Source organism: Telluria sp. LT1R51-2, from assembly GCF_059685775.1.
In genome coordinates this window covers 208,806-227,825 of the sequence record NZ_JCASIM010000002.1, presented here as the reverse complement: position 1 = coordinate 227,825, position 19,020 = coordinate 208,806, and the positions used below count along the sequence as shown (strand labels likewise).

At 62.6% G+C, this 19,020-nt stretch carries 19 protein-coding genes; 9 read left to right on the top strand and 10 right to left on the bottom strand.

The features are described 5' to 3' along the window. Nucleotides 1-79: 79 nt before the first annotated feature. From AC56LH_RS19205 to AC56LH_RS19195, 3 genes are all read left to right on the top strand, one after another. Nucleotides 80-1,156, top strand: a complete 1,077-nt coding sequence (locus tag AC56LH_RS19205) for an enoyl-CoA hydratase/isomerase family protein (protein WP_499648875.1) — start codon at nt 80-82, stop codon at nt 1,154-1,156. A gap of 85 nt (nt 1,157-1,241) precedes the next feature. Then, nucleotides 1,242-2,312: a DUF5694 domain-containing protein gene (locus AC56LH_RS19200; protein ID WP_499648873.1), complete on the top strand. Its 1,071-nt coding sequence runs from the start codon at nt 1,242-1,244 to the stop codon at nt 2,310-2,312. A 91-nt stretch (nt 2,313-2,403) separates the two neighbouring features. Continuing rightward, nucleotides 2,404-2,955, top strand: a complete 552-nt coding sequence (locus tag AC56LH_RS19195) for a DUF1579 domain-containing protein (RefSeq protein WP_499648871.1) — start codon at nt 2,404-2,406, stop codon at nt 2,953-2,955. 115 nt (nt 2,956-3,070) lie between these two features. Here AC56LH_RS19195 and AC56LH_RS19190 read toward each other — a convergent pair whose 3' ends face one another. The 7 genes from AC56LH_RS19190 to ilvA all read right to left on the bottom strand — a co-directional run bounded on the left by AC56LH_RS19190 (nt 3,071) and on the right by ilvA (nt 8,906). After that, nucleotides 3,071-3,448, bottom strand: a complete 378-nt coding sequence (locus AC56LH_RS19190) for a VapC toxin family PIN domain ribonuclease (RefSeq protein WP_499648869.1) — start codon at nt 3,446-3,448, stop codon at nt 3,071-3,073. Continuing rightward, the gene (locus tag AC56LH_RS19185; RefSeq protein ID WP_499648866.1) at nt 3,445-3,648 is read right to left on the bottom strand and encodes a type II toxin-antitoxin system VapB family antitoxin; all 204 of its coding nucleotides are present in this window, start codon (nt 3,646-3,648) and stop codon (nt 3,445-3,447) included. Before AC56LH_RS19185 ends, AC56LH_RS19190 begins: the two co-directional genes overlap by 4 nt. Before the next feature lie 69 nt (nt 3,649-3,717). Continuing rightward, complete coding sequence (gene rapZ, locus AC56LH_RS19180) at nt 3,718-4,596, bottom strand: RNase adapter RapZ (RefSeq protein WP_499648865.1); 879 nt, start codon at nt 4,594-4,596, stop codon at nt 3,718-3,720. A 58-nt stretch (nt 4,597-4,654) separates the two neighbouring features. Then, nucleotides 4,655-5,590 carry an HPr(Ser) kinase/phosphatase gene (gene hprK, locus AC56LH_RS19175; protein WP_343026507.1) on the bottom strand — a complete coding sequence of 312 codons (936 nt, stop codon included), beginning with the start codon at nt 5,588-5,590 and terminating at the stop codon, nt 4,655-4,657. A 67-nt stretch (nt 5,591-5,657) separates the two neighbouring features. Continuing rightward, nucleotides 5,658-6,140, bottom strand: coding sequence for a PTS sugar transporter subunit IIA (locus AC56LH_RS19170; protein WP_499648863.1), 483 nt, complete (start codon nt 6,138-6,140; stop codon nt 5,658-5,660). A 378-nt stretch (nt 6,141-6,518) separates the two neighbouring features. Next, on the bottom strand, nt 6,519-7,355 hold the full coding sequence (queF, locus tag AC56LH_RS19165) for an NADPH-dependent 7-cyano-7-deazaguanine reductase QueF (protein ID WP_499583213.1): 837 nt from the start codon (nt 7,353-7,355) through the stop codon (nt 6,519-6,521). Between the two features lie 12 nt (nt 7,356-7,367). Further along, complete coding sequence (gene ilvA / locus AC56LH_RS19160) at nt 7,368-8,906, bottom strand: threonine ammonia-lyase, biosynthetic (RefSeq protein WP_499500542.1); 1,539 nt, start codon at nt 8,904-8,906, stop codon at nt 7,368-7,370. 183 nt (nt 8,907-9,089) lie between these two features. Here ilvA and AC56LH_RS19155 point away from each other — a divergent pair, with 183 nt between their 5' ends. The 6 genes from AC56LH_RS19155 (at nt 9,090) to AC56LH_RS19130 (ending at nt 16,264) form a co-directional block, all read left to right on the top strand. After that, nucleotides 9,090-9,593 carry a YqaA family protein gene (locus AC56LH_RS19155; protein ID WP_499648861.1) on the top strand — a complete coding sequence of 168 codons (504 nt, stop codon included), beginning with the start codon at nt 9,090-9,092 and terminating at the stop codon, nt 9,591-9,593. A 65-nt stretch (nt 9,594-9,658) separates the two neighbouring features. Then, a complete protein-coding gene (locus AC56LH_RS19150) occupies nt 9,659-10,231 on the top strand; it encodes a flavin reductase family protein (protein WP_499648859.1) in 573 nt (190 codons plus the stop codon). A 219-nt stretch (nt 10,232-10,450) separates the two neighbouring features. After that, nucleotides 10,451-14,464, top strand: a complete 4,014-nt coding sequence (locus AC56LH_RS19145) for a DUF3683 domain-containing protein (protein WP_499648857.1) — start codon at nt 10,451-10,453, stop codon at nt 14,462-14,464. After that, nucleotides 14,461-14,892 (top strand): HIT family protein, encoded by a 432-nt coding sequence (locus tag AC56LH_RS19140; protein ID WP_499648855.1) that lies wholly within the window; start codon nt 14,461-14,463, stop codon nt 14,890-14,892. The genes AC56LH_RS19145 and AC56LH_RS19140 overlap by 4 nt, the downstream gene beginning before the upstream one ends. A gap of 13 nt (nt 14,893-14,905) precedes the next feature. Then, on the top strand, nt 14,906-15,340 hold the full coding sequence (locus AC56LH_RS19135; protein ID WP_499648853.1) for a gamma-butyrobetaine hydroxylase family protein: 435 nt from the start codon (nt 14,906-14,908) through the stop codon (nt 15,338-15,340). A 192-nt stretch (nt 15,341-15,532) separates the two neighbouring features. Next, a complete protein-coding gene (locus AC56LH_RS19130; RefSeq protein WP_499648852.1) occupies nt 15,533-16,264 on the top strand; it encodes an Npun_F0296 family exosortase-dependent surface protein in 732 nt (243 codons plus the stop codon). 394 nt (nt 16,265-16,658) lie between these two features. On the opposite strand, the gene AC56LH_RS19125 is transcribed toward AC56LH_RS19130, so the two are convergent. The 3 genes from AC56LH_RS19125 to AC56LH_RS19115 all read right to left on the bottom strand — a co-directional run bounded on the left by AC56LH_RS19125 (nt 16,659) and on the right by AC56LH_RS19115 (nt 19,013). Then, entirely contained in the window at nt 16,659-16,865 is a 207-nt protein-coding gene (locus AC56LH_RS19125; RefSeq protein ID WP_183554103.1) for a cold-shock protein, read from the bottom strand. 193 nt (nt 16,866-17,058) lie between these two features. After that, entirely contained in the window at nt 17,059-18,465 is a 1,407-nt protein-coding gene (locus AC56LH_RS19120) for a hypothetical protein (RefSeq protein WP_499648850.1), read from the bottom strand. 38 nt (nt 18,466-18,503) lie between these two features. After that, nucleotides 18,504-19,013, bottom strand: coding sequence for a hypothetical protein (locus tag AC56LH_RS19115; protein WP_499648848.1), 510 nt, complete (start codon nt 19,011-19,013; stop codon nt 18,504-18,506). Nucleotides 19,014-19,020: the final 7 nt, after the last annotated feature.

Genomic DNA, 19,020 nt, shown 5'->3' with positions numbered 1-19,020 from the left:
GCCAGGGGCGTCTTTTCGGGACGCCCTTTTTGCATCCCGCTGCCGGTAAAATACGTGTTTCCTTTCGATGGATCACGCCATGTCCGAACACGTCCTGACCCGCATCGCCAACCGCACCGGCATCATCACCCTCGACCGTCCCAAGGCGCTCAATTCGCTGTCGCTGGACATGGTGCGCGCACTGACCGCGATTCTGCTCGACTGGCAGCGTGACGCCGCCGTCGATGCGGTCGTGATCACCAGCAGCAGCGAAAAAGCACTGTGCGCGGGCGGCGATATCCGCTTCTTTCACGAGGTCGGCAACGCCTCGCCACAAGGCGGCAGCGCACTGCTCGAAGATTTCTTCACCGAAGAATACGCGCTGAACCACCTGATCCACTTTTATCCGAAACCGTACATCGCGCTGATGGATGGCGTGGTCATGGGCGGCGGCATGGGCATCGCGCAGGGCGGGCCCGATTGCGGCCTGCGCATCGTCACCGAGCGCACCAAGATGGCGATGCCCGAGGTGAATATCGGTTTGTTCCCCGATGTCGGCGGCAGCCATTTTTTGTCGCACGCGCCGGGGCAGTTGGGGATGTTTTTGGGCTTGACCGGCCTGACGATCGGCGCGGCCGACGCACTGTACGTGGGCCTGGCCGACGTGTTCGTGGCAGTCAGCGACCTGGCGGCCTTGCAGGCGCTGATCGAAGCGACGCCGGGCGCGCATCTGCCGGCGGCAATCCGCGCGTTCGCCACGGCGCACGCCGGCGAAAGTGAATTGCAGGCCAATCGCGCGCGCATCGATGCGCACTTCGGTGCGGACTCGGTGGCAGCAATCATGGCGTCGCTCGCGGGGGACGACGCGCCATTCGCGCAGAAGGCATTGAATGCGATGCGTCAGCGTTCGCCGCTGATGATGTGCGTGACGCGCGAGCTGCTGCTGCGCGGCGCGTCGCTCGATGTCGCCGACTGCCTGCGCCTGGAGCGCTCGCTCGTGCGCCGCAACTTCGAGCACGGCGAGGTGCTCGAAGGCGTGCGCGCGCTCGTGATCGACAAGGACAATGCGCCGCAATGGAATCCGCCATCGCTCGACCTCGTAACCGAGGCGATGGTCGCGCGCTTCTTCGCGCCGGTGTGGCCGGCGCATGCGCATCCGCTGCGCCATCTCGCATAAGCTTCTTCATGCATATCCGTTTGCGCGTGACTTTTCGCGCAGGCGGTGCAAACATCGTGGCTTCATGAACCGATGAGGAGCCCCGATGCGCATGACCGCCTTGCTGCTGTCGATGACCTTGTGCGGCAGCGCCGCCGCCCAGGCCTGGCAGCCTGACTTCAATGCGAGCGCATTCAAGGGGCCGGCCTCCGGTGCTGCCAACGAGGTGCTGGTATTGGGGTCGCCCCATCTGTCGCAATTGCCCAAAACCTTCCAGGCCGCCAGCCTGACGCTATTGAACGAGCGCCTGGCCGCATGGAAGCCGCAGGCGATCGCGATCGAGGCGGTATCCGGGCCGCAGTGCGACGTCATGCGACGCTACCCGGTCCGCTACAAGGACTCGATCGATTCCTATTGCCGGGATACTGCACCGGCGCGGCTGGCCACAGGGCTGGATGTCGCAGCGGCGACCGAGGCCGCCGAGGCCTTGCTGGCTGCATGGCCCGCTGCGCCCACACCCGCGCAGCGCCGGCGCCTGGCGGGGTTGTTCCTCGCAGGCGGCGAGGAGGCATCGGCGCTGGTCCAGTGGCTGCGCCTGCCCGAGGCCCAGCGCCGTGCCGGTGATGGTCTGGACGCCGCACTGGTCGGCGTACTCGTGAAGCTGGAAACCAGGCGCGACGAAAGCATCATGATCGGTGCGCGTCTGGCTGTCCGGCTCGGCCTTGAGCGCCTGTACGCGATGGACGACCATACCGCCGACAGCGCGTCTGAAGACCAGAAGGCGTTTGGCAATGCGCTGATGAAAGCGTGGGACAACCCTGCCACGAAGCAGCGCGCGGCGGTGGACAAGGCGCAGGAGGGCTTGCTGGCCAGTGCCGAAGGCGTGCTGGCCTTGTACCGCGCCGACAATGCACCTGGCCAGGGGTCTCTGGTCTACCGCAGTGACTTCGGCGCGGCGCTCAACGAGCCGTCAGCACAGCGCTTCGGCCGCCAGTACGTGGGTTACTGGGAAACGCGCAACCTGCGCATGGCGGCCAATATCCGGGACGTGCTGGGGATGCGGCCCGGTCAGCGCATGCTGGTTATCGTCGGCGCGTCGCACAAGGGGTATCTGGAATCGTATCTGCACCAGATGCATGATGTGCGGGTCGTGGATGCGGGGCTGGTGCTGAGGTGATGAGGCGCCATGTTGATGTCGGCGGCGGTTATCCGTGGTCGGTGGCGATGAGTGTGCAGGCCGACAGACCATCTATCATTCAGGGAGTGGCATGGCACTGGAACTGATGAGTTCAGCACCGACTGACTTCGATTTTGTTATTGGGGATTGGGTTGTCAGGCATCGGCGGCTCAAGGAACGCCTGTCAAACTGCAATGAATGGGTTGAATTTGATGGTGAAATGTCGACCCAAAAAATTCTGGGTGGCTTCGGTAACCTTGAAGACAACATCTTGCGCCTGAATGACGAGATCTTTCGCGCTATCGCGTTACGCTCCTACGATCAGAGCACGAAGAAATGGTCGATCTGGTGGCTTGACGGTCGTCTTCCGAGTCAGATCGACGTTCCAGTGGTAGGCGAATTCATTGATGGCGTTGGTACGTTCTTCGCCAACGATACTTTCCAGGAAATCCCGATTATCGTCAGATTCATCTGGCGCCAGATCGATCAAAACTTGCTGCACTGGGACCAGGCTTTTTCTGCCGATGCGGGAGATACATGGGAAACCAACTGGACGATGGAATTTCGTCGGCAGCGTCAGACGTGTGACAGGGCGGGCAGCAAGCCTGCGCCGCCCGCTGCTTCGGCTGCTCGCGATGCCTGATGATCACGCGCTCAGTCGCGCCGAAGTGCGCGCCCAGGTGTTCGGGCATGTAGACCGAAGCCGAAGGCATGCTGGCCATGTACCGCGCCGACAATGCACATGGCGCACTCTAATGTTATGCGGGCGTATAGATGACGGTGAAGCGCGACGCGAGCTGCGCCAGTCTTTTGTCCCGCGTCCATAGTTGTGAACCAGGCGTTAGCAAAGTCGACGTAAGCAATGCAAGATCGACCAGTCCGCATCCAAACCCATACAGCTTTTCCCGCTCGATGAGTTCCCTGACTTCATTCAGGCTGGCCTGTCGTGCTTGTCGCAGGATCGCGATATCGGCCAGAGTACGCAAGCGCGGGGCAGGGGGCGTACCGCATGCCAGTTCTGCGACCACCATAGGGTGAGACAGCGCCAAATCCAGGGACAACAGATCCACCAGCGTTTCGTTATGATGCTGGAAGTGATCGACCCACACTGACGTATCGACCAGAACAGCGTTCATCGCATCACATCAAGATGCCTGCGCGGGACCTCCGGCATATCAGGCGCCGCACCGCCTAGAGCCGCGAGGCGTTTGGCTGCCTGCACCCGAACAAAAGTCTTGACCGCTTCCCGGAACAGGTCTGCCTTGTCCATCCCGGGGTCAGCCATCTCGAGCGCCTTCGCATACAGCTCATCGTCAATCGTCACAGTCGTTCGCATAATGTTCCCCGCATCAGAGATGCAATCATTCTGCGTCAATCGGCAACCTGCTGCAAGCGGGCAGCAGGCCTACGCCGCCCGATGCTTCGGCTGCTCGCGATGCCTGACAATCACGCGCTCGGTCGCGCCAAAGTGCGCGCCCAGGTGTTCTGCCATGTACACCGAGCGATGCTGGCCACCCGTGCAGCCGACCGCCACCGTCAGGTAGCTGCGGTTGTCGGTCTTGAACGACGGCAGCCATTTGGCGACGAAGTTCTGGATGTCGGACAGCATCTCGACGGCGCTCGGTTGCGCATCGAGGAACGCGATCACGGGCGCATCCTTGCCGGTGAGCGGGCGAAGGGACAGGTCGTAATACGGATTCGGGATTGCGCGCACGTCGAACACGAAGTCGGCGTCGAGCGGCACGCCGACCTTGAAGGCGAACGATTCAAAGAACAGCGTCAGCGGTGCATGGTCGATCTCGGCCAGTTCCTTGATCCAGCCGCGCAGCTTGTTCGACGAGAGCTCGGACGTGTCGATCACATGGCCCAGATTCTCGATCGACGACAGGCGCTCGCGTTCTTCAGCGATGCATTCGATCAGCGTAAGACGCGAGGCCGGGTTTTCGCCTGGACGCAGTTCGTGCGACAGCGGATGGCTGCGGCGCGTCTCGGAGAAGCGCGCTACCAGCGAATGGGTGCTCGCGGTCAGGAACATGACCTTGACCGAGTGGCCGTCGTCCCGCAGCCGCCCCACGCTCACGGGCAGTTCGGCCAGCGATTCGGCGCTGCGCGCATCGACCGCGACAGCGATCTTGCCGCCGCCGCTTTCGCTGACGGTATTGACGAGGGCCGTCAGCAGGGCTGGCGGCAGGTTGTCGACGCAGTAGTAACCGGCGTCTTCCAGGACATTCAGGGCCACGGATTTGCCCGAGCCGGAAATTCCGGTGATGAGGACGATGTGCATGGGGCGATGATACCGCAAGCGCCGGTCGGTCGTACACCCGCGGGCCATGCGCAACGGGTCAGTCGGCGCTCATGGCCTGGCGCTGGCGCTCCATGAATTCCTGCAGCGTGTCGATGCCGCGCAGTTGCAGGATCGTATTGCGCACGGCGGCCTCCAGCAGCACGGCGATGTTGCGACCGGCCGCCACCGGGATCACGACCTTGCGGATCGGCAGGCCCAGCACGTCTTCGGTCGGGAAGTGGAAGGGCAGGCGCTCGACTTCTTCGTCCTGCGCGCCGCGTTTGACCAGGTGGACGATCAGCTTCAGGCGCATCTTGCGGCGCACTGCCGTCTCGCCGAAGATCGCCTTGATGTCCAAGAGGCCCAGGCCGCGCACTTCGAGCAGGTTTTGCAGCAGCGGCGGGCAGCGGCCCTCGATCATGTTCGGTGCGATGCGCGAGAATTCCACCGCATCGTCGGCCACTAGGCCGTGCGAACGCGAAATCAGTTCCAGGCCCAGCTCGCTCTTGCCCAGGCCCGACTCGCCGGTGATCAGGACGCCCACACCCAGCACGTCCATGAACACGCCATGCATGATCACGCGCTGTGCCAGCTTCTTGGACAGGTACACGCGCAGGAAGTCGATCACCTGCGCCGCCGGCAGCGGCGTGGAAAACAGCGGGATGTTCTGCTCGTCGCAGATCGCGAGGATGTCGGGCGGCGTTTCCAGCCCCTGCGCGATGATCAGCGCCGGCGGCCCGCCGCCGATCAGTTCGCCAATTACGTGGGTGCGCGAATTGGCTTTCAGGCGGTGGTAGTAATTGAGTTCCTGGTGCCCGAAGACCTGGATGCGGCCCGGGTGGATCAGGTTCAGGTGGCCAACCTGGTCGGCGGCCGAGGCGGCGTCGCCGGCGATCTGGCGTTCGCCGCCGGGAAAGCCCGCGAACCAGCCGAGCTGCAGGCTGTCGCGGTTATCGTCGTACAGCCGTTGAATGGTCAGCGGGGACTGCAGCATGGGCATCGTCTTCGTCACAAAAAAAGGCGCGCGACATCATTGCCGCGCGTTCGCAGTGACGTGAAGTTTAACCCAGAGCTTGCAGGCTGGGTTGCCAGTTGATAATGCGCTCGTGGACGGCCTTCGGGTCGGCATCGGTCGCCAGCGCCGTGCGGATCGCTTCGTCCGAGAACAGCTCGGCGATTTCCGACAGGATCTCGAGGTGCTGCTGCGTGACGTGGTCAGGAATCAGCAGGAAGAACAGCAGACTCACCGGCTGGCCATCGGGCGACTCGAACGGAATCGGCTCCTTCAGGCGCACGAACGCGGCCATTGGCGCCTTCAGGCTCTTGCTGCCCTTGATGCGGCCATGCGGAACGGCCACGCCGTGCCCAAGGCCGGTGGAGCCGAGACGCTCGCGTGCGAACAGGTTGTCGGACACAATCGAACGGGCAATACCGCAATTGTTCTCGAAGATCAGGCCGGCTTGTTCGAAGGCGCGCTTCTTGCTCGACACTTCGATGTCGAGCTGGACGTTTTCGAGCGAGAGGATTTTGCTTAAATTGGTCATAACGTGGGGTGCGTGGCACAAGTGCGCAGCACAAGTGGCGTGCTTGCGAGCACGGATTATAGGCCTGTTTTATGGCCGGGACACTCGAAATCGCGAGCGTCAGGCCAGATGGCGGGACGGTCGCACGATACCCATCGAAACAGGGCAACAGCGGCGTTGATTCATGTTAACGCCACCACGCAATTTTTTTAACAAATCGCAGAACGCAACCAGTAAATACATGCTTGCGCTGAGATTGGCCGATTTTTGCACACGATCTGCTGAAAAAACAAGCAGTTCCAGCAGAGCGCTAAACCCGGGCTTGATGCCAGACCCGGTGCGCGGCTGTCGCCAAAAACGTACAGGCGTGCGAGTCGCATCCTGTCAGAAACGCGATATTTACTGGCGCGCGCCACGCAGATTGGGCGGTTTGCCGGTGGAGAAGTTGGCGCGCCACGGGTTGATATCCAGACCGCCGCGCCGCGTGTAGCGGGCATACACGGCCAGTTTGGTCGGCTTGCACTGGCGCAGCACGTCCATGAAGATGCGCTCGACACATTGCTCGTGAAACTCGTTGTGTTCGCGAAAGCCGATCAAGTATTTCAGCAAGCCTTCCTGATCGATCTGCGGGCCGACATAACGGATCTGCACCGTGCCCCAGTCCGGCTGACCCGTGACCAGGCAGTTCGACTTGAGCAGGTGCGACACAAGCGTTTCTTCGACCTGGCCATTCTCGTGGTCCGCGCTGAGCAGTTCCGGGGACGGCGAATAGCCGTCGATCTCGACGTCGAGGCGGTCCAGCAGCACACCATCGAGCTCGCCCATCTTGATCGCACCGAACGCGTCCGGGCTGGTCAGCGTGACGTGGACCGGCGCACCGAAGCCGTCCGACAGATCGTCGCGCAGCAGGGCCAGCAGGGCTTCCGGACCGGCCAGGCGGGTCTGGTTGAACGAGTTCAGATACAGCTTGAACGATTTCGATTCGACGATGTTCGGTGAATCGGCTGGGACCGTGATCGTCGCAATCGCCACCTGCGGCTTGCCGCGCATGTTCAGCCACGACAGTTCATAGGCGTTCCAGATGTCGACACCGAAGAACGGCATGGTGCCGGCATCCGCGAACAGGCCGAGCTCATCGCGCTTTTGCTGGCGCGCGATCGGGAACAGCAGCTCGGGCGCGTATTGGCTCTGGTAGGCGGAGGATTTGCCGAGGGGCGATTGGTCAGGGGTATTCATAGGAGTGGGGCGTCAGGCGCCCAAAAACAATTTATAGACGGGATTGCTGCTTTCGTCCCAGTAACGGTAACCGAGCGACGCCAGGAATTGCCGGAACTCGGCCATTTCCGTCGGCGGCACTTGCAGCCCCACGAGAATGCGGCCTACATCGCCACCCTGGTTGCGGTAGTGAAACAGCGAGATATTCCAGTTCGGCGCCATGCTGTCCAGGAAGCGCATCAGCGCGCCCGGCCGTTCAGGGAACTCGAAACGATACAGCAATTCATCATGGGCCAGCGAACTTTTGCCGCCCACCAGATGCCGGATATGCAGCTTGGCCAGCTCGTCGCCGGTCAGGTCTAGCGTCTTGTAGCCATGCTCTTCGAACGTGCGTGCCAGCAGCCCGGACTCGCTGCGGCTGCCCACCTGCACGCCGACGAACACATGCGCTTCGCTGGCATCGCTGATGCGGTAATTGAATTCGGTCACGTTGCGTGGCCCGACCAGCCCGCAAAAACGGCGGAAGCTGCCGCGCTGCTCGGGAACGGTCACGGCAAACACCGCTTCGCGCGACTCGCCCAGCTCGGCGCGCTCGGCAACGAAGCGCAGGCGGTCGAAGTTCATGTTGGCGCCGCAGGCCACGGCCACCAGCGTTTCACCCTTGACCGGCTCGCGGTCCATCTGGGAGCGTTCGATATACGCCTTGGCGCCGGCGATGGCCAGCGCGCCGGCCGGCTCGAGAATGCTGCGCGTGTCCTGGAACACGTCCTGGATCGCGGCGCAGATCGCGTCGGTGTCGACCAGGATGATCTCGTCGACCACCATCTGCGCGACGCGGAAGGTTTCTTCGCCCACCAGGCGCACGGCGGTGCCGTCGGAGAACAGGCCGACATCGTTCAGCGTCACGCGGTGCCCGGCCTTCAGGCTGCGCGCCATTGCGTCCGAATCGAGCGTCTGTACGCCGATGATCTTGATGTCCGGACGAATTTCCTTGACGTAGGCGCCGATGCCCGCGATCAGGCCGCCACCGCCGATGGCAACGAAGATCGCGTGGATCGGGCCGGAATGCTGGCGCAGGATTTCCATGCCGATCGTGCCCTGGCCGGCGATCACGTCCGGATCGTCGAACGGGTGCACGAAGGTCATGCGCTGTTCTTTTTCCAGCAGCAAGGCGTGGTTGTAGGCGTCGGTGTACGAGTCGCCATGCAGCACGATCTCGACGCTGGCGCCGCCGCGCGCCTTGACGGCGTCGATCTTGACGCCCGGCGTGGTCGTGGGCATCACGATCAGTGCGCGGCAGCCGAGGCGGCAAGCCGACAGGGCCACGCCCTGGGCATGGTTGCCGGCCGAGGCGCAGATCACGCCGCGGGCGCGCTGCTCGGGCGTCAGGTTGGCCATCTTGTTATAGGCGCCGCGCAGCTTGAAGCTGAACACGCTCTGCATGTCTTCGCGCTTGAAATAGATGCGGTTGCCCATGCGCGCGGACAGCGTGGGGGCGAGGTCGAGCGGCGTTTGTTCGGCAACGTCATAGACGCGCGCGGTCAGGATTTTTTTGAGATAGTCGGTAGTCATGGTCGAAACACAAGGGTCAGGCCAATGCGGCTGGCGGGACGGACGACGCAAACTGTTCCGCTAGGGTGGGTGACCGTGGCGCGCAGTACGATCCGGCGCGCTGGGTGACAGGCGATCGTATCGTGTCGTGACGAAAGTTCCAGACCATTATAATGGACGCCTATTTCCCTCGCCTAAGCTCGCATGATCGAAACCGCTGTCCAATGGCTGCTTGACCTCGTTGCGGCGCCGACTGTCGGGCTGGCTTCCGTCTTCATCATCAGTTTTATTTCTGCCACGCTGCTGCCGCTCGGTTCCGAGCCGGCCGTGTTCGCGGTGATCAAGGCCAATCCCGCGCTGTTCTGGCCGGCGATCCTGGTCGCGACCCTGGGCAATACGCTGGGCGGCGCGGTCGATTACTTCCTCGGCTACCGCGCCAAGGTGGCGTTTGCCAAGGAGCGTCAGAGCCGCTGGTTTGGCTGGCTCAAGCGTTACGGCGCCAAGACGATGCTGCTGTCGTGGCTGCCAGGTGTGGGCGATCCGTTGTGCACACTGGCCGGCTGGCTGCACCTGCCGTTCTGGCCGAGCCTGATGTATATGGCGATCGGCAAGTTTGCGCGCTACCTGACCATGACGATCGCGCTGCTGTACGTGCCGGACAGTTTCTGGAAATCGCTCGGCGACATGCTGACGCGCATTACCGGTTAGACCCGGGGAGGCCATGCCTGAACAGGTGGGCATCCTGACGGCACCATCACCTCAAGGATACTTGCATGACCAACCGCGTTCCCGTACCCCTGGCCAAAGCCTACCGCCTGATGAACCATGGCCCGACCGTCCTCGTGTCCAGTCGTCACGGTGACGCCGTCAATGTGATGGCGGCCGCCTGGTCGATGCCGCTCGACTTCGATCCGCCCAAGATGGCGGTGGTGATCGACAAGAACACACTCACCCGCAGCATGATCGAGGCGTCCGGCGAATTCGCGCTGAACATCCCATCGCGCGAGCTGGCGCGTCTGACCCTGCAGGTGGGGTCGACGTCGGGCCGCGAGGTGGGCAAGTTCGCGGCTTTCAATGCGGGCGCCTGGACCGGCGAACAGGTCGGTGCGCCGCTGCTCGACGGCTGCCTGGCCTGGCTCGAGTGCCGCGTCCTCCCCGAACCGCATATCCAGAACATGTATGACCTGTTCCTGGGCGAGGTCGTGGCGGCTTGGGCCGACCCGGCGGTGTTTGCCGATGGCCACTGGAATATGGCAGCGGGCGGCAAGAAAAGCATTCACTATGTGGCCGGCGGCCATTTCTTCGAGACCGGCGAGGCCTTCGAGGTGCCGGACAGTCCACGATAACGGTGCAAACCAGGCCGGACGACGTATGTCATTCCGGGCATCGTGCTTGATAAATGCCGTGTACCGACGTCTGCGGGTGAATAATGTTTGCATACCGTGCACAGTATGAAAATTTTGTTGCGTCGCGCGCAACGGCGGACGGGGCCGCCCCAAGCGTGGTGCAACGCAATACGATAGAATGAACGTCCTTCGGGCCTGTCCGACTGTCGACGAGTATTCATGAACGCCCCCGCACACATCCATACCCTGCTAGCCGATAACGCCCCCGCGCGCCTGCGCGAGATTCCGTACAACTACACCTCGTTCTCGGACCGCGAAATCGTGATCCGGCTGCTCGGTGAGTCGTCGTGGGAGTTGCTGGGCAGCTTGCGCGGCGCCCGCCAGACCGGCCGCTCGGCGCGCATGCTGTACGAGGTGCTGGGCGACATCTGGGTCGTGCGGCGCAACCCGTACCTGCAGGACGATATGCTGGACAACCCGAAGCGCCGGGCCAACCTGATCGAGGCGCTGCACCACCGCCTGGCCGAAGTCGACAAGCGCCGCACGACCGTCGACGCGCAGGATGACGGCGACCCGGCCGTAGTCGCAGCGCGCAGCAGCGCCGTCGAGCAGTTGCTGGCGGCCGCGCGCCGCGCGGTCGACGACTTCGGCCGCGAGTTTTCCGAGACCTACGACCTGCGCAAGCGCGCGCTGAAGGTGCTGGGCGCATACACCGACAAGCGCAATATCCGCTTCGACGGCATGCACCGCATCTCGCACGTGACCGACGCCACCGACTGGCGCGTCGAATATCCATTCCTGGTGCTGGTGCCCGACACCGAAGACGAGATGGCTGGCCTGGTCAAGGGCTGCATCGAGCTCGGGCTGACCATCATCCCGCGCGGCGGCGGCACCGGCTACACGGGCGGCGCGATTCCGCTCACGCCCATGTCGGCCGTGATCAACACCGAAAAACTGATCGGCATCGGCGAAGTCGAAATGACTGCCATGCCGGGCCTGGAACAGGATTACGCGACCATCCACACCTATGCGGGCGTGGTCACGCAGCGCGTGTCGCAGGCGGCCGAGAAGGCGGGCTTCGTGTTCGCGGTCGATCCGACGTCGGCGCACGCATCCTGCGTGGGCGGCAATATCGCGATGAACGCGGGCGGCAAGAAGGCCGTGTTGTGGGGCACTGCGCTCGACAACCTGGCCTCGTGGCGCATGGTCGACCCCAACGGCGACTGGCTCGATGTCACGCGCATTGCCCACAACCTGGGCAAGATCCACGATGCGCCGAAGGCTGAATTTTTGCTTGAATGGACGCATCCATCGGTCAAGGGCGCACCGAAAGGCGCGCCGTTCCGCACCGAGACCTTGATCATCGACGGCAAGCGTTTTCGCAAGGAAGGCCTGGGCAAGGACGTTACCGACAAATTCCTCTCCGGCCTGCCGGGCATCCAGAAAGAGGGCACCGATGGCCTGATCACGTCGGGCCGCTGGATCCTGCACAAGATGCCGAAGTTCACGCGTACCGTGGCCCTCGAATTCTTTGGCCAGGCGCGCGATGCGATTCCGTCGATCGTCGAGATCACCAATTACCTCAACGGCTTGCCGAAGAACGGCGACGCGGCGTTTTCCACGCTGCGCCTGGCGGGCCTGGAGCACCTGGACGAGCGCTATCTGCGCGCGGTCGGTTACGCCACCAAATCCAAGCGTGGCGTGCTGCCCAAGATGGCGCTGTTCGGCGACATCGTCGGCGACGACGAGAACGCGGTGGCGCTGGCTGCCTCTGAAGTGGTGCGCATTGCGAACACCCGCGTGGGTGAAGGCTTTGTCGCCGTCAGCCCCGAAGCGCGCAAGAAGTTCTGGCTCGACCGCGCCCGCACGGCGGCCATCGCGCGCCACACCAACGCCTTCAAGATCAACGAAGACGTGGTCATTCCGCTGCCGCGCATGGGCGAATACACCGACGGCATCGAGCGCATCAACGTCGAGCTGTCGATCAAGAACAAGCTGCAGCTGGCCGATGGCCTGCGCGACTACCTGGCGAGCGACCATCTGCCGCTGGCCAAGAGTGATGACGCCAGCAGCGGCGAAGGCGTCGAGCGCGACGAAATCATGGGCGATCGCCCGCTGCAGGCACGCGCGCTGGTCGACCTGGTGACCAAACGCTGGAGCTTCATCCTGGCCAATCTGGATGCGCCCCTGGTCGACGTGCGAGAGCAGCTGGAATCGCTCGGGCTCGATCATCTGTCGGCCGCCTTCGATGCGCGCCTGGCGATCCAGCCCGATGCACGCCTGTTCGACCTGGTGCAGGACCACACGGTGCGCATCTCGTGGAAAGCAGAGCTGCGTGCGCCGCTGCGCCAGATCTTCAACGGCAGCGCCTACACCTGCATCCTCGACGAGAGCACGGCAATCCACAAGCGCATCCTGCGTTCGCGCGTGTTCGTCGCACTGCACATGCACGCCGGCGACGGCAACGTCCACACCAATCTGCCGGTGAACTCGGACGACTACGACATGCTGCAGGATGCGCACAAGGCGGTCGAGCGCATCATGAAGCTGGCGCGCTCGCTTGACGGCGTGATCTCGGGCGAACACGGGATCGGCATCACCAAGCTCGAATTCCTGAAGGACGAAGAAATCCAGGAGTTCCGCGACTATAAAATCCGCGTCGATCCGGAAGGGCGCTTCAACAAGGGCAAGCTGCTCAATCTGGAAGGCGCCCACGCCGACCTGCGCAACGCCTACACGCCGTCGTTCGGCCTGATGGGCCACGAGTCGCTGATCATGCAGCAAAGCGATATCGGCGAGATCGCCCACAGCATCAAGGACTGCCTGCGCTGCGGCAAGTGCAAGCCGGTCTGCACGACCCACGTGCCGCAGGCGAACCTGCTGTATTCGCCGCGCGACAAGATCCTGGCCACGTCGGCGCTGATCGAAGCGTTCCTGTACGAAGAGCAGACCCGCCGCGGCGTCTCGATCCGGCACTGGGAAGAATTCGAGGACGTCTCGGACCACTGCACCGTGTGCCACAAGTGTGTCACGCCATGCCCGGTGAACATCGACTTCGGCGATGTGTCGATGAACATGCGTAACCTGCTGCGCAAGATGGACAAGCGCAGCTTCAAGCCGGCCAACCGCGCGGCGATGTTCTTCCTGAACGCGACCGATCCGACCACCATCAATGCCACGCGCAAGGTGATGGTCGATTTTGGCTTCAAGGCGCAGCGCTTCGGCAACCGCATGCTCAAGGGCTTTGCCAAGCCGCAGCTGGCCGCGCCCGCACCGACCACCGGCAAGGCGCCCGTGCGCGAGCAGGTCATCCACTTCATCAACAAGAAGATGCCGGGGAACCTGCCCAAGAAAACGGCGCGCGCCCTGCTGGACATCGAAGACGACAAGATCGTCCCGATCATCCGCAACCCCAAGAAGACCAATGCCGACACCGAGGCCGTGTTCTACTTCCCGGGCTGTGGGTCGGAGCGCCTGTTCTCGCAGGTGGGCCTGGCCACGCAGGCGATGCTGTGGGAAGTGGGCGTGCAGACCGTGCTGCCGCCGGGTTACCTGTGCTGCGGTTATCCGCAGCGCGGCGCCGGCCAGTTCGACAAGGCCGAGAAAATGGTGACGGACAACCGCGTGCTGTTCCACCGGATGGCCAACACGCTCAACTATCTCGACATCAAGACGGTGCTGGTCTCGTGCGGCACCTGCTACGACCAGCTGGCGACGTACCAGTTCGAGAAGATCTTCCCGGGCTGCCGCATCATGGACATCCATGAATACCTGCTCGAAAAAGGCGTCAAGCTCGAAGGCGTGAACGGTACCCGCTACATGTACCACGAGCCGTGCCACACGCCGATGAAGCTGCAGGATTCGATCAAGACGGTCAATGCGCTGGTGTCGACGGTGGACAACGTGAAGATCGAGAAGAACGACCGCTGCTGCGGCGAGTCGGGCACGTTTGCCGTTTCGCGCCCGGACATCGCGACCCAGGTCCGCTCGCGCAAGGAAGGCGAGATGGTCAAGGGCGCCGACAAGCTGCGCGAAGACGGCTTCAAGGGCGACGTCAAGATCCTGACCAGCTGCCCATCGTGCCTGCAGGGCCTGAGCCGTTACAACGACGATTCGGGCACCACCGCCGACTACATCGTCGTCGAAATCGCCAAGCACCTGCTGGGCGAGAACTGGCTGCCCGAGTATGTCGCGCGCGCCAATGCGGGCGGCATCGAGCGGGTGCTGGTATGACGGCGCTGCGCGAACCGGGTTGTGAGCTGTGCGACCTGACGCTGCCTGCTGTCTGGGCCGGCGAAAAGTTCAGCGTCATTGTCGTCGACGACGCCAGCTATCCCGGCTTTTGCCGCGTGATCTGGCACGACCATGTGCGCGAGATGAGTGATCTGTCGGCGGATGACCGCTTGCTCATCAACGACGCCGTGTTCCAGGTGGAGACGGCGGTGCGCGAGGTGATGCAGCCATTGAAGGTCAATGTGGCCAGCCTCGGCAACGTGGTGCCGCACCTGCACTGGCACATCATCCCGCGCTACGCCGACGATGCGCATTTCCCGGCGCCCGTGTGGGCGCAGGCGGTGCGTGCGACGGAACCTGCTATCCTCGCGGCGCGTCGCGCGCTGCACGACCAATTGGGCGCTGCCATCGCGCGCCGTTTTTCCTGATATAGAGAGTCCCATGCCACATCCAACCGAATTGACTGTCCACCAGAAATCGCGCGTGCTCGACGTCGCCTACGACGACGGCAGCGCGTTTTCGCTCCCGTTTGAATATCTGCGCGTGTATTCGCCATCGGCCGAAGTGAAGGGCCATGGCCCGGGCCAGGAAGTACTGCAACTTGGCAAGCGCGAAGTCGGCATTGCCGACGTCGAGCAGGTCGGCAACTACGCGATCAAGCCGACCTTCTCGGATGGCCACGATTCCGGCATCTTCAGCTGGGATTATCTGTATGAGCTGGGCCAAAGCCAAGAGTCGCTGTGGAAGCAGTATGTGGCGCGCCTGCAGGCCGCTGGCTACGATGAAGAGAGTGGTCGCGCGCCTGGCATCCAGCTGGCTGCAGCGCCGAAGAAATCCGGCGGCGGCGGTTGCGGTTCGGGCAGCTGCGGCTGCTGATTGCGGCCGCTGACTGGCTGTCGGACTGACTCGCAGCGACACCGACGTAACACATGGTAAGTAACAGTAATATACTGTCGATAACAATTACGTTTCCGCAAAGATTTATTGCCAAGTAGTTGTTTGATATAGGTTTTTTCCGGTGGCATGGTTAGTGCTAATCACCAAGTCTCAACCCACCGGAGACCTATTATGAAAAAAGCATTGGTTCCTTGTCTGGCATCGATATTGCTGATGTCGGCGTCCGTGACACAGGCTGTAGAAATCACGTACGCCTCGGCAGCTGCAGCGGACGGGTCCGGCAAGACCAGTCTGCAAACGACCAACGTGTTTGTCGAAACATTCGATGCGCCGGGTGGGGGGGCGACGATGGCTGCCGATATGGTCGCTATCTCGACCGTATCCGGCGGCGCGCTGGGCTATGCGCAAGGGCATCTGCCGGGCGTGTATGCTGCGCCCGCGCACGACACGACCTATTTTGCCTACGGCCCAAGCGCTGGCAGCGGCACGAACAGTTCCGAAATCAATTTCAACTATGCTGGCCTGCTGAACTCTCTCGGCAACGGAGCAAGTCTGAATTATTTCGGCCTGTATTACGGATCGATCGATATGTACAACGACCTGATCTTCTACAACGCTGTCGGCGCCGTCATCCAGACGGTGACGGGTGCTTCGCTCATCGACATGTTCCATGGCGAACCAGGTAACCAGGATGCAGAGAGCTCGAACATCTACGTCAATCTGTTCTTCACGCCGCAAGAAGAGTTCACGTCGTTCAGCTTCAGAACCACCGCCCGTGCGTTCGAGGTCGATAACCTGGTGGTTGGCTACAACGTTGCGCAGGTCCCCGAGCCGGCCTCGCTCGCATTGCTCGGACTTGGCCTGGCGGGGCTCGGCCTGGCACGTCGCCGCATCAGCAAATGACCTTGCTGATGCCGGATTGAAAAACCTCCCCAGCGGGAGGTTTTTTTTCGTGAAGCACGCAAGCGCGCGCTAACAGCCGGGGTCAGGTCTGACATTTAGACACGAGCTCATCCTTAACCTTAGCCACTTTCAACGGTTTCTTACAGCCGGGGTCATACAGCCGGGGTCAGGTCTGACATTCAGACACGAGCTCAGCCTTAACCTTGGCCACTTCCAATGGTTTCTTGCCCATTATTAGCATGGCCCGGCGCCAGCTAGTTCCAAGTAGTCGACTGTCGAGATCGTGTCCGAATGTCAGACCTGACCCCAGCTTTTCGGTTGCCGCAAAGACAAAGAGCACATCCGAAGATGTGCTCTTTTGCGTTGCGTGCCCGCCGTAGCGGGCCAGCGGAACTTAAGCTTGCGGCTGGATGTTCGAAGCCTGCTTGCCTTTAGGACCGGTGGTGACGTCGAACGTCACGCGCTGGTTTTCTTGCAGCGACTTGAAGCCGTTGGCGTTGATCGCCGAGAAGTGCGCGAACAGATCTTCGCCGCCGCCGTCAGGCGTGATGAAACCGAAACCTTTTGCGTCATTGAACCACTTAACAATGCCAGTCGCCATTTTTATTCCCTCAAAAATTAATTTTACGTTGATGCCCTGTTTGCGTACCTAGGACAAAAACCAGGGTGACGCCTTACATTGCGAATCTGATTATAGGGCAAACTCTTAAAACGGAAGCAAGATTTTTCAATCGTCCCCGTATTTACCACAAGTCATTCGGTTTGCATGACTGATTTAGAGAATAAATTTCTGCTCAGAAAGTCATTGGAAGACGCAGCGTCAGCGTCACGTCCGGCGTGTCACGCGTGACGCCGGCACCGACCGCGATGTTGAGCGAGCGTTGCGGACTCAGGCGGTAGGAGTACCCAAGCAGCAGGGTGCCCAGCTGCGTGCGTACCGAGCCGATCGAGGTCGCGCCGTTCTGACGCATGCGCCCGATCGTGCTGTGGTCGTAGCCCAGGCTCAGCGACGCCTTGTCGTTCAGCGCCAGGCCCATGCCGAAGTTAAAGCCCAGCACGGCGCCCGGTTGCAGCGAGCCGAGCGGCTCGCGTTCGCCATTGCGCACCAGGCGCGTCACGTCGTCGCGCTTGAAGTTGTGCACGTAGCTCAGGTTACCGAAGAACACGGCGGGATCGGATGGATACAGCCAGGTCAGCGTGCCCTGCAACGAATGGAAGCCCGAGCCGGTCGGCAAGTCCAGCGGCAGGCCGGTGCCGGTGACGTTCTCGCCGATGCAGCGGCGTTCGCAGTCGGTAATGACTTCGAACGGGTCCCGCCCGGTGCGGCTCTTGTAGCGCAGGCCGGCGATGTAATAGCCCTTGTCGGCGCCGCCGTTATTGAGCTGGTAGCGGCCGGCGACTTCGACGTCGCCCATGCCCTTGCCGGTCGTGTCGAACACGCGCTCAACGGCCGTGCCGGTGAATATTTCGCGGCTGACGGTGGCGTCCGAGCGGTACACATACGGCACCTTGACCTCGACTTCCATCCGGTTGCTGATGCCGGTGCGGCCGGTGATCGCGGTGGTGAAGGTATTGCGTTTGATTTCACGCACGTCCACCAGGCCGATCAGCAGGGCCGGAATCACCGTGTAGCCGACCAGGGCCACGCGGTTGCTCGACGAGTAGCCATACTGCATCGATGGCTCGAGCACGTAGGTGCCGGGCGCCGTGAGCACGCCCGGCTGGTCGCCGATCGGTGCGACTTCCGGCGGCCGGTTCGGTTGTTGGCGGCTGCTGTTTTGCGCCTGCGCCGGCGCGGCGGGCTGGACCGGTGCAGGGGCAGGCACGCCGGGTTGGTCCGGGCGCGGTTGCGGTGGCAGCGGCGCCGGCACGCCCGTTACCGCCGGCGGCAACACGGGCGGCTCGGCCACCGGGGCCTGGCCGCTCATCGACCCGCCCATGCCGCGTTGCTGCGACAGCAGCATGCCATCCGTGGCGGTTCCCAGACGCTGCAACTGCTCGCGCTGCGCCTGCACTTCCAGCAGCAGCCGATTGACCAGCGCGCGCTGCTGCGCCAGTTCGTCCTTCAGCTGCGACAGTTCGGTATGGGATGGCGGTGTGCCATGGTTCGACAGGGTGGCAACCTGTTGAGCGAGTACGGGCGGTGCCAGAAAGGCAGCCGCCAGGCCCGCAGCGCCGAGCCGCGCGACGTGTGGATACATCCAGATTCTCCAGAGTTATTGTTGGTGGTGTCGAAAATTCATGGTCCGCCCGGGGAACGCACGACGGCGTCACGAATCGTCGACTGGAAATTGATGTCCTTGATCAGGGACATGCTGTTGACCGTCGACGAAATGGTGGTCGCGGTGCGGATATCCTGGCCACTGAGCGTGTTCTGGACCAGCGTTGCGCCATTGGGCAGGTTGAGGTCGGCGGCGGCGACATTGTTGCCGCCGATCTGGATCATCCGCGCGGCGCCCAGCGCATCCTGGGTCAGGCGCGCCTGCTCGGCCGTCATGGCCGCCAGGTCGGGGATGGCGATATTCGTGCGCGCCATGATTTCGCCGTTGACCGATACCACGCGCTCGATGCCGAGAGAGAGCGACAGGCCGCCGGCCACCTCGAAGCCGCCACGGGCGGCATCCAGGGCGGCAGCTGCAACCGGGGTGCCGAGCACCGGTACCGGCGGCTCGGCGGCCTGGACAAGCGGCAGGGCGCTCGCCAGCATGCCCGTCAGGGCAATCTGCAAAGGAGAGGGTAGAAGGCGCATCGTCGGT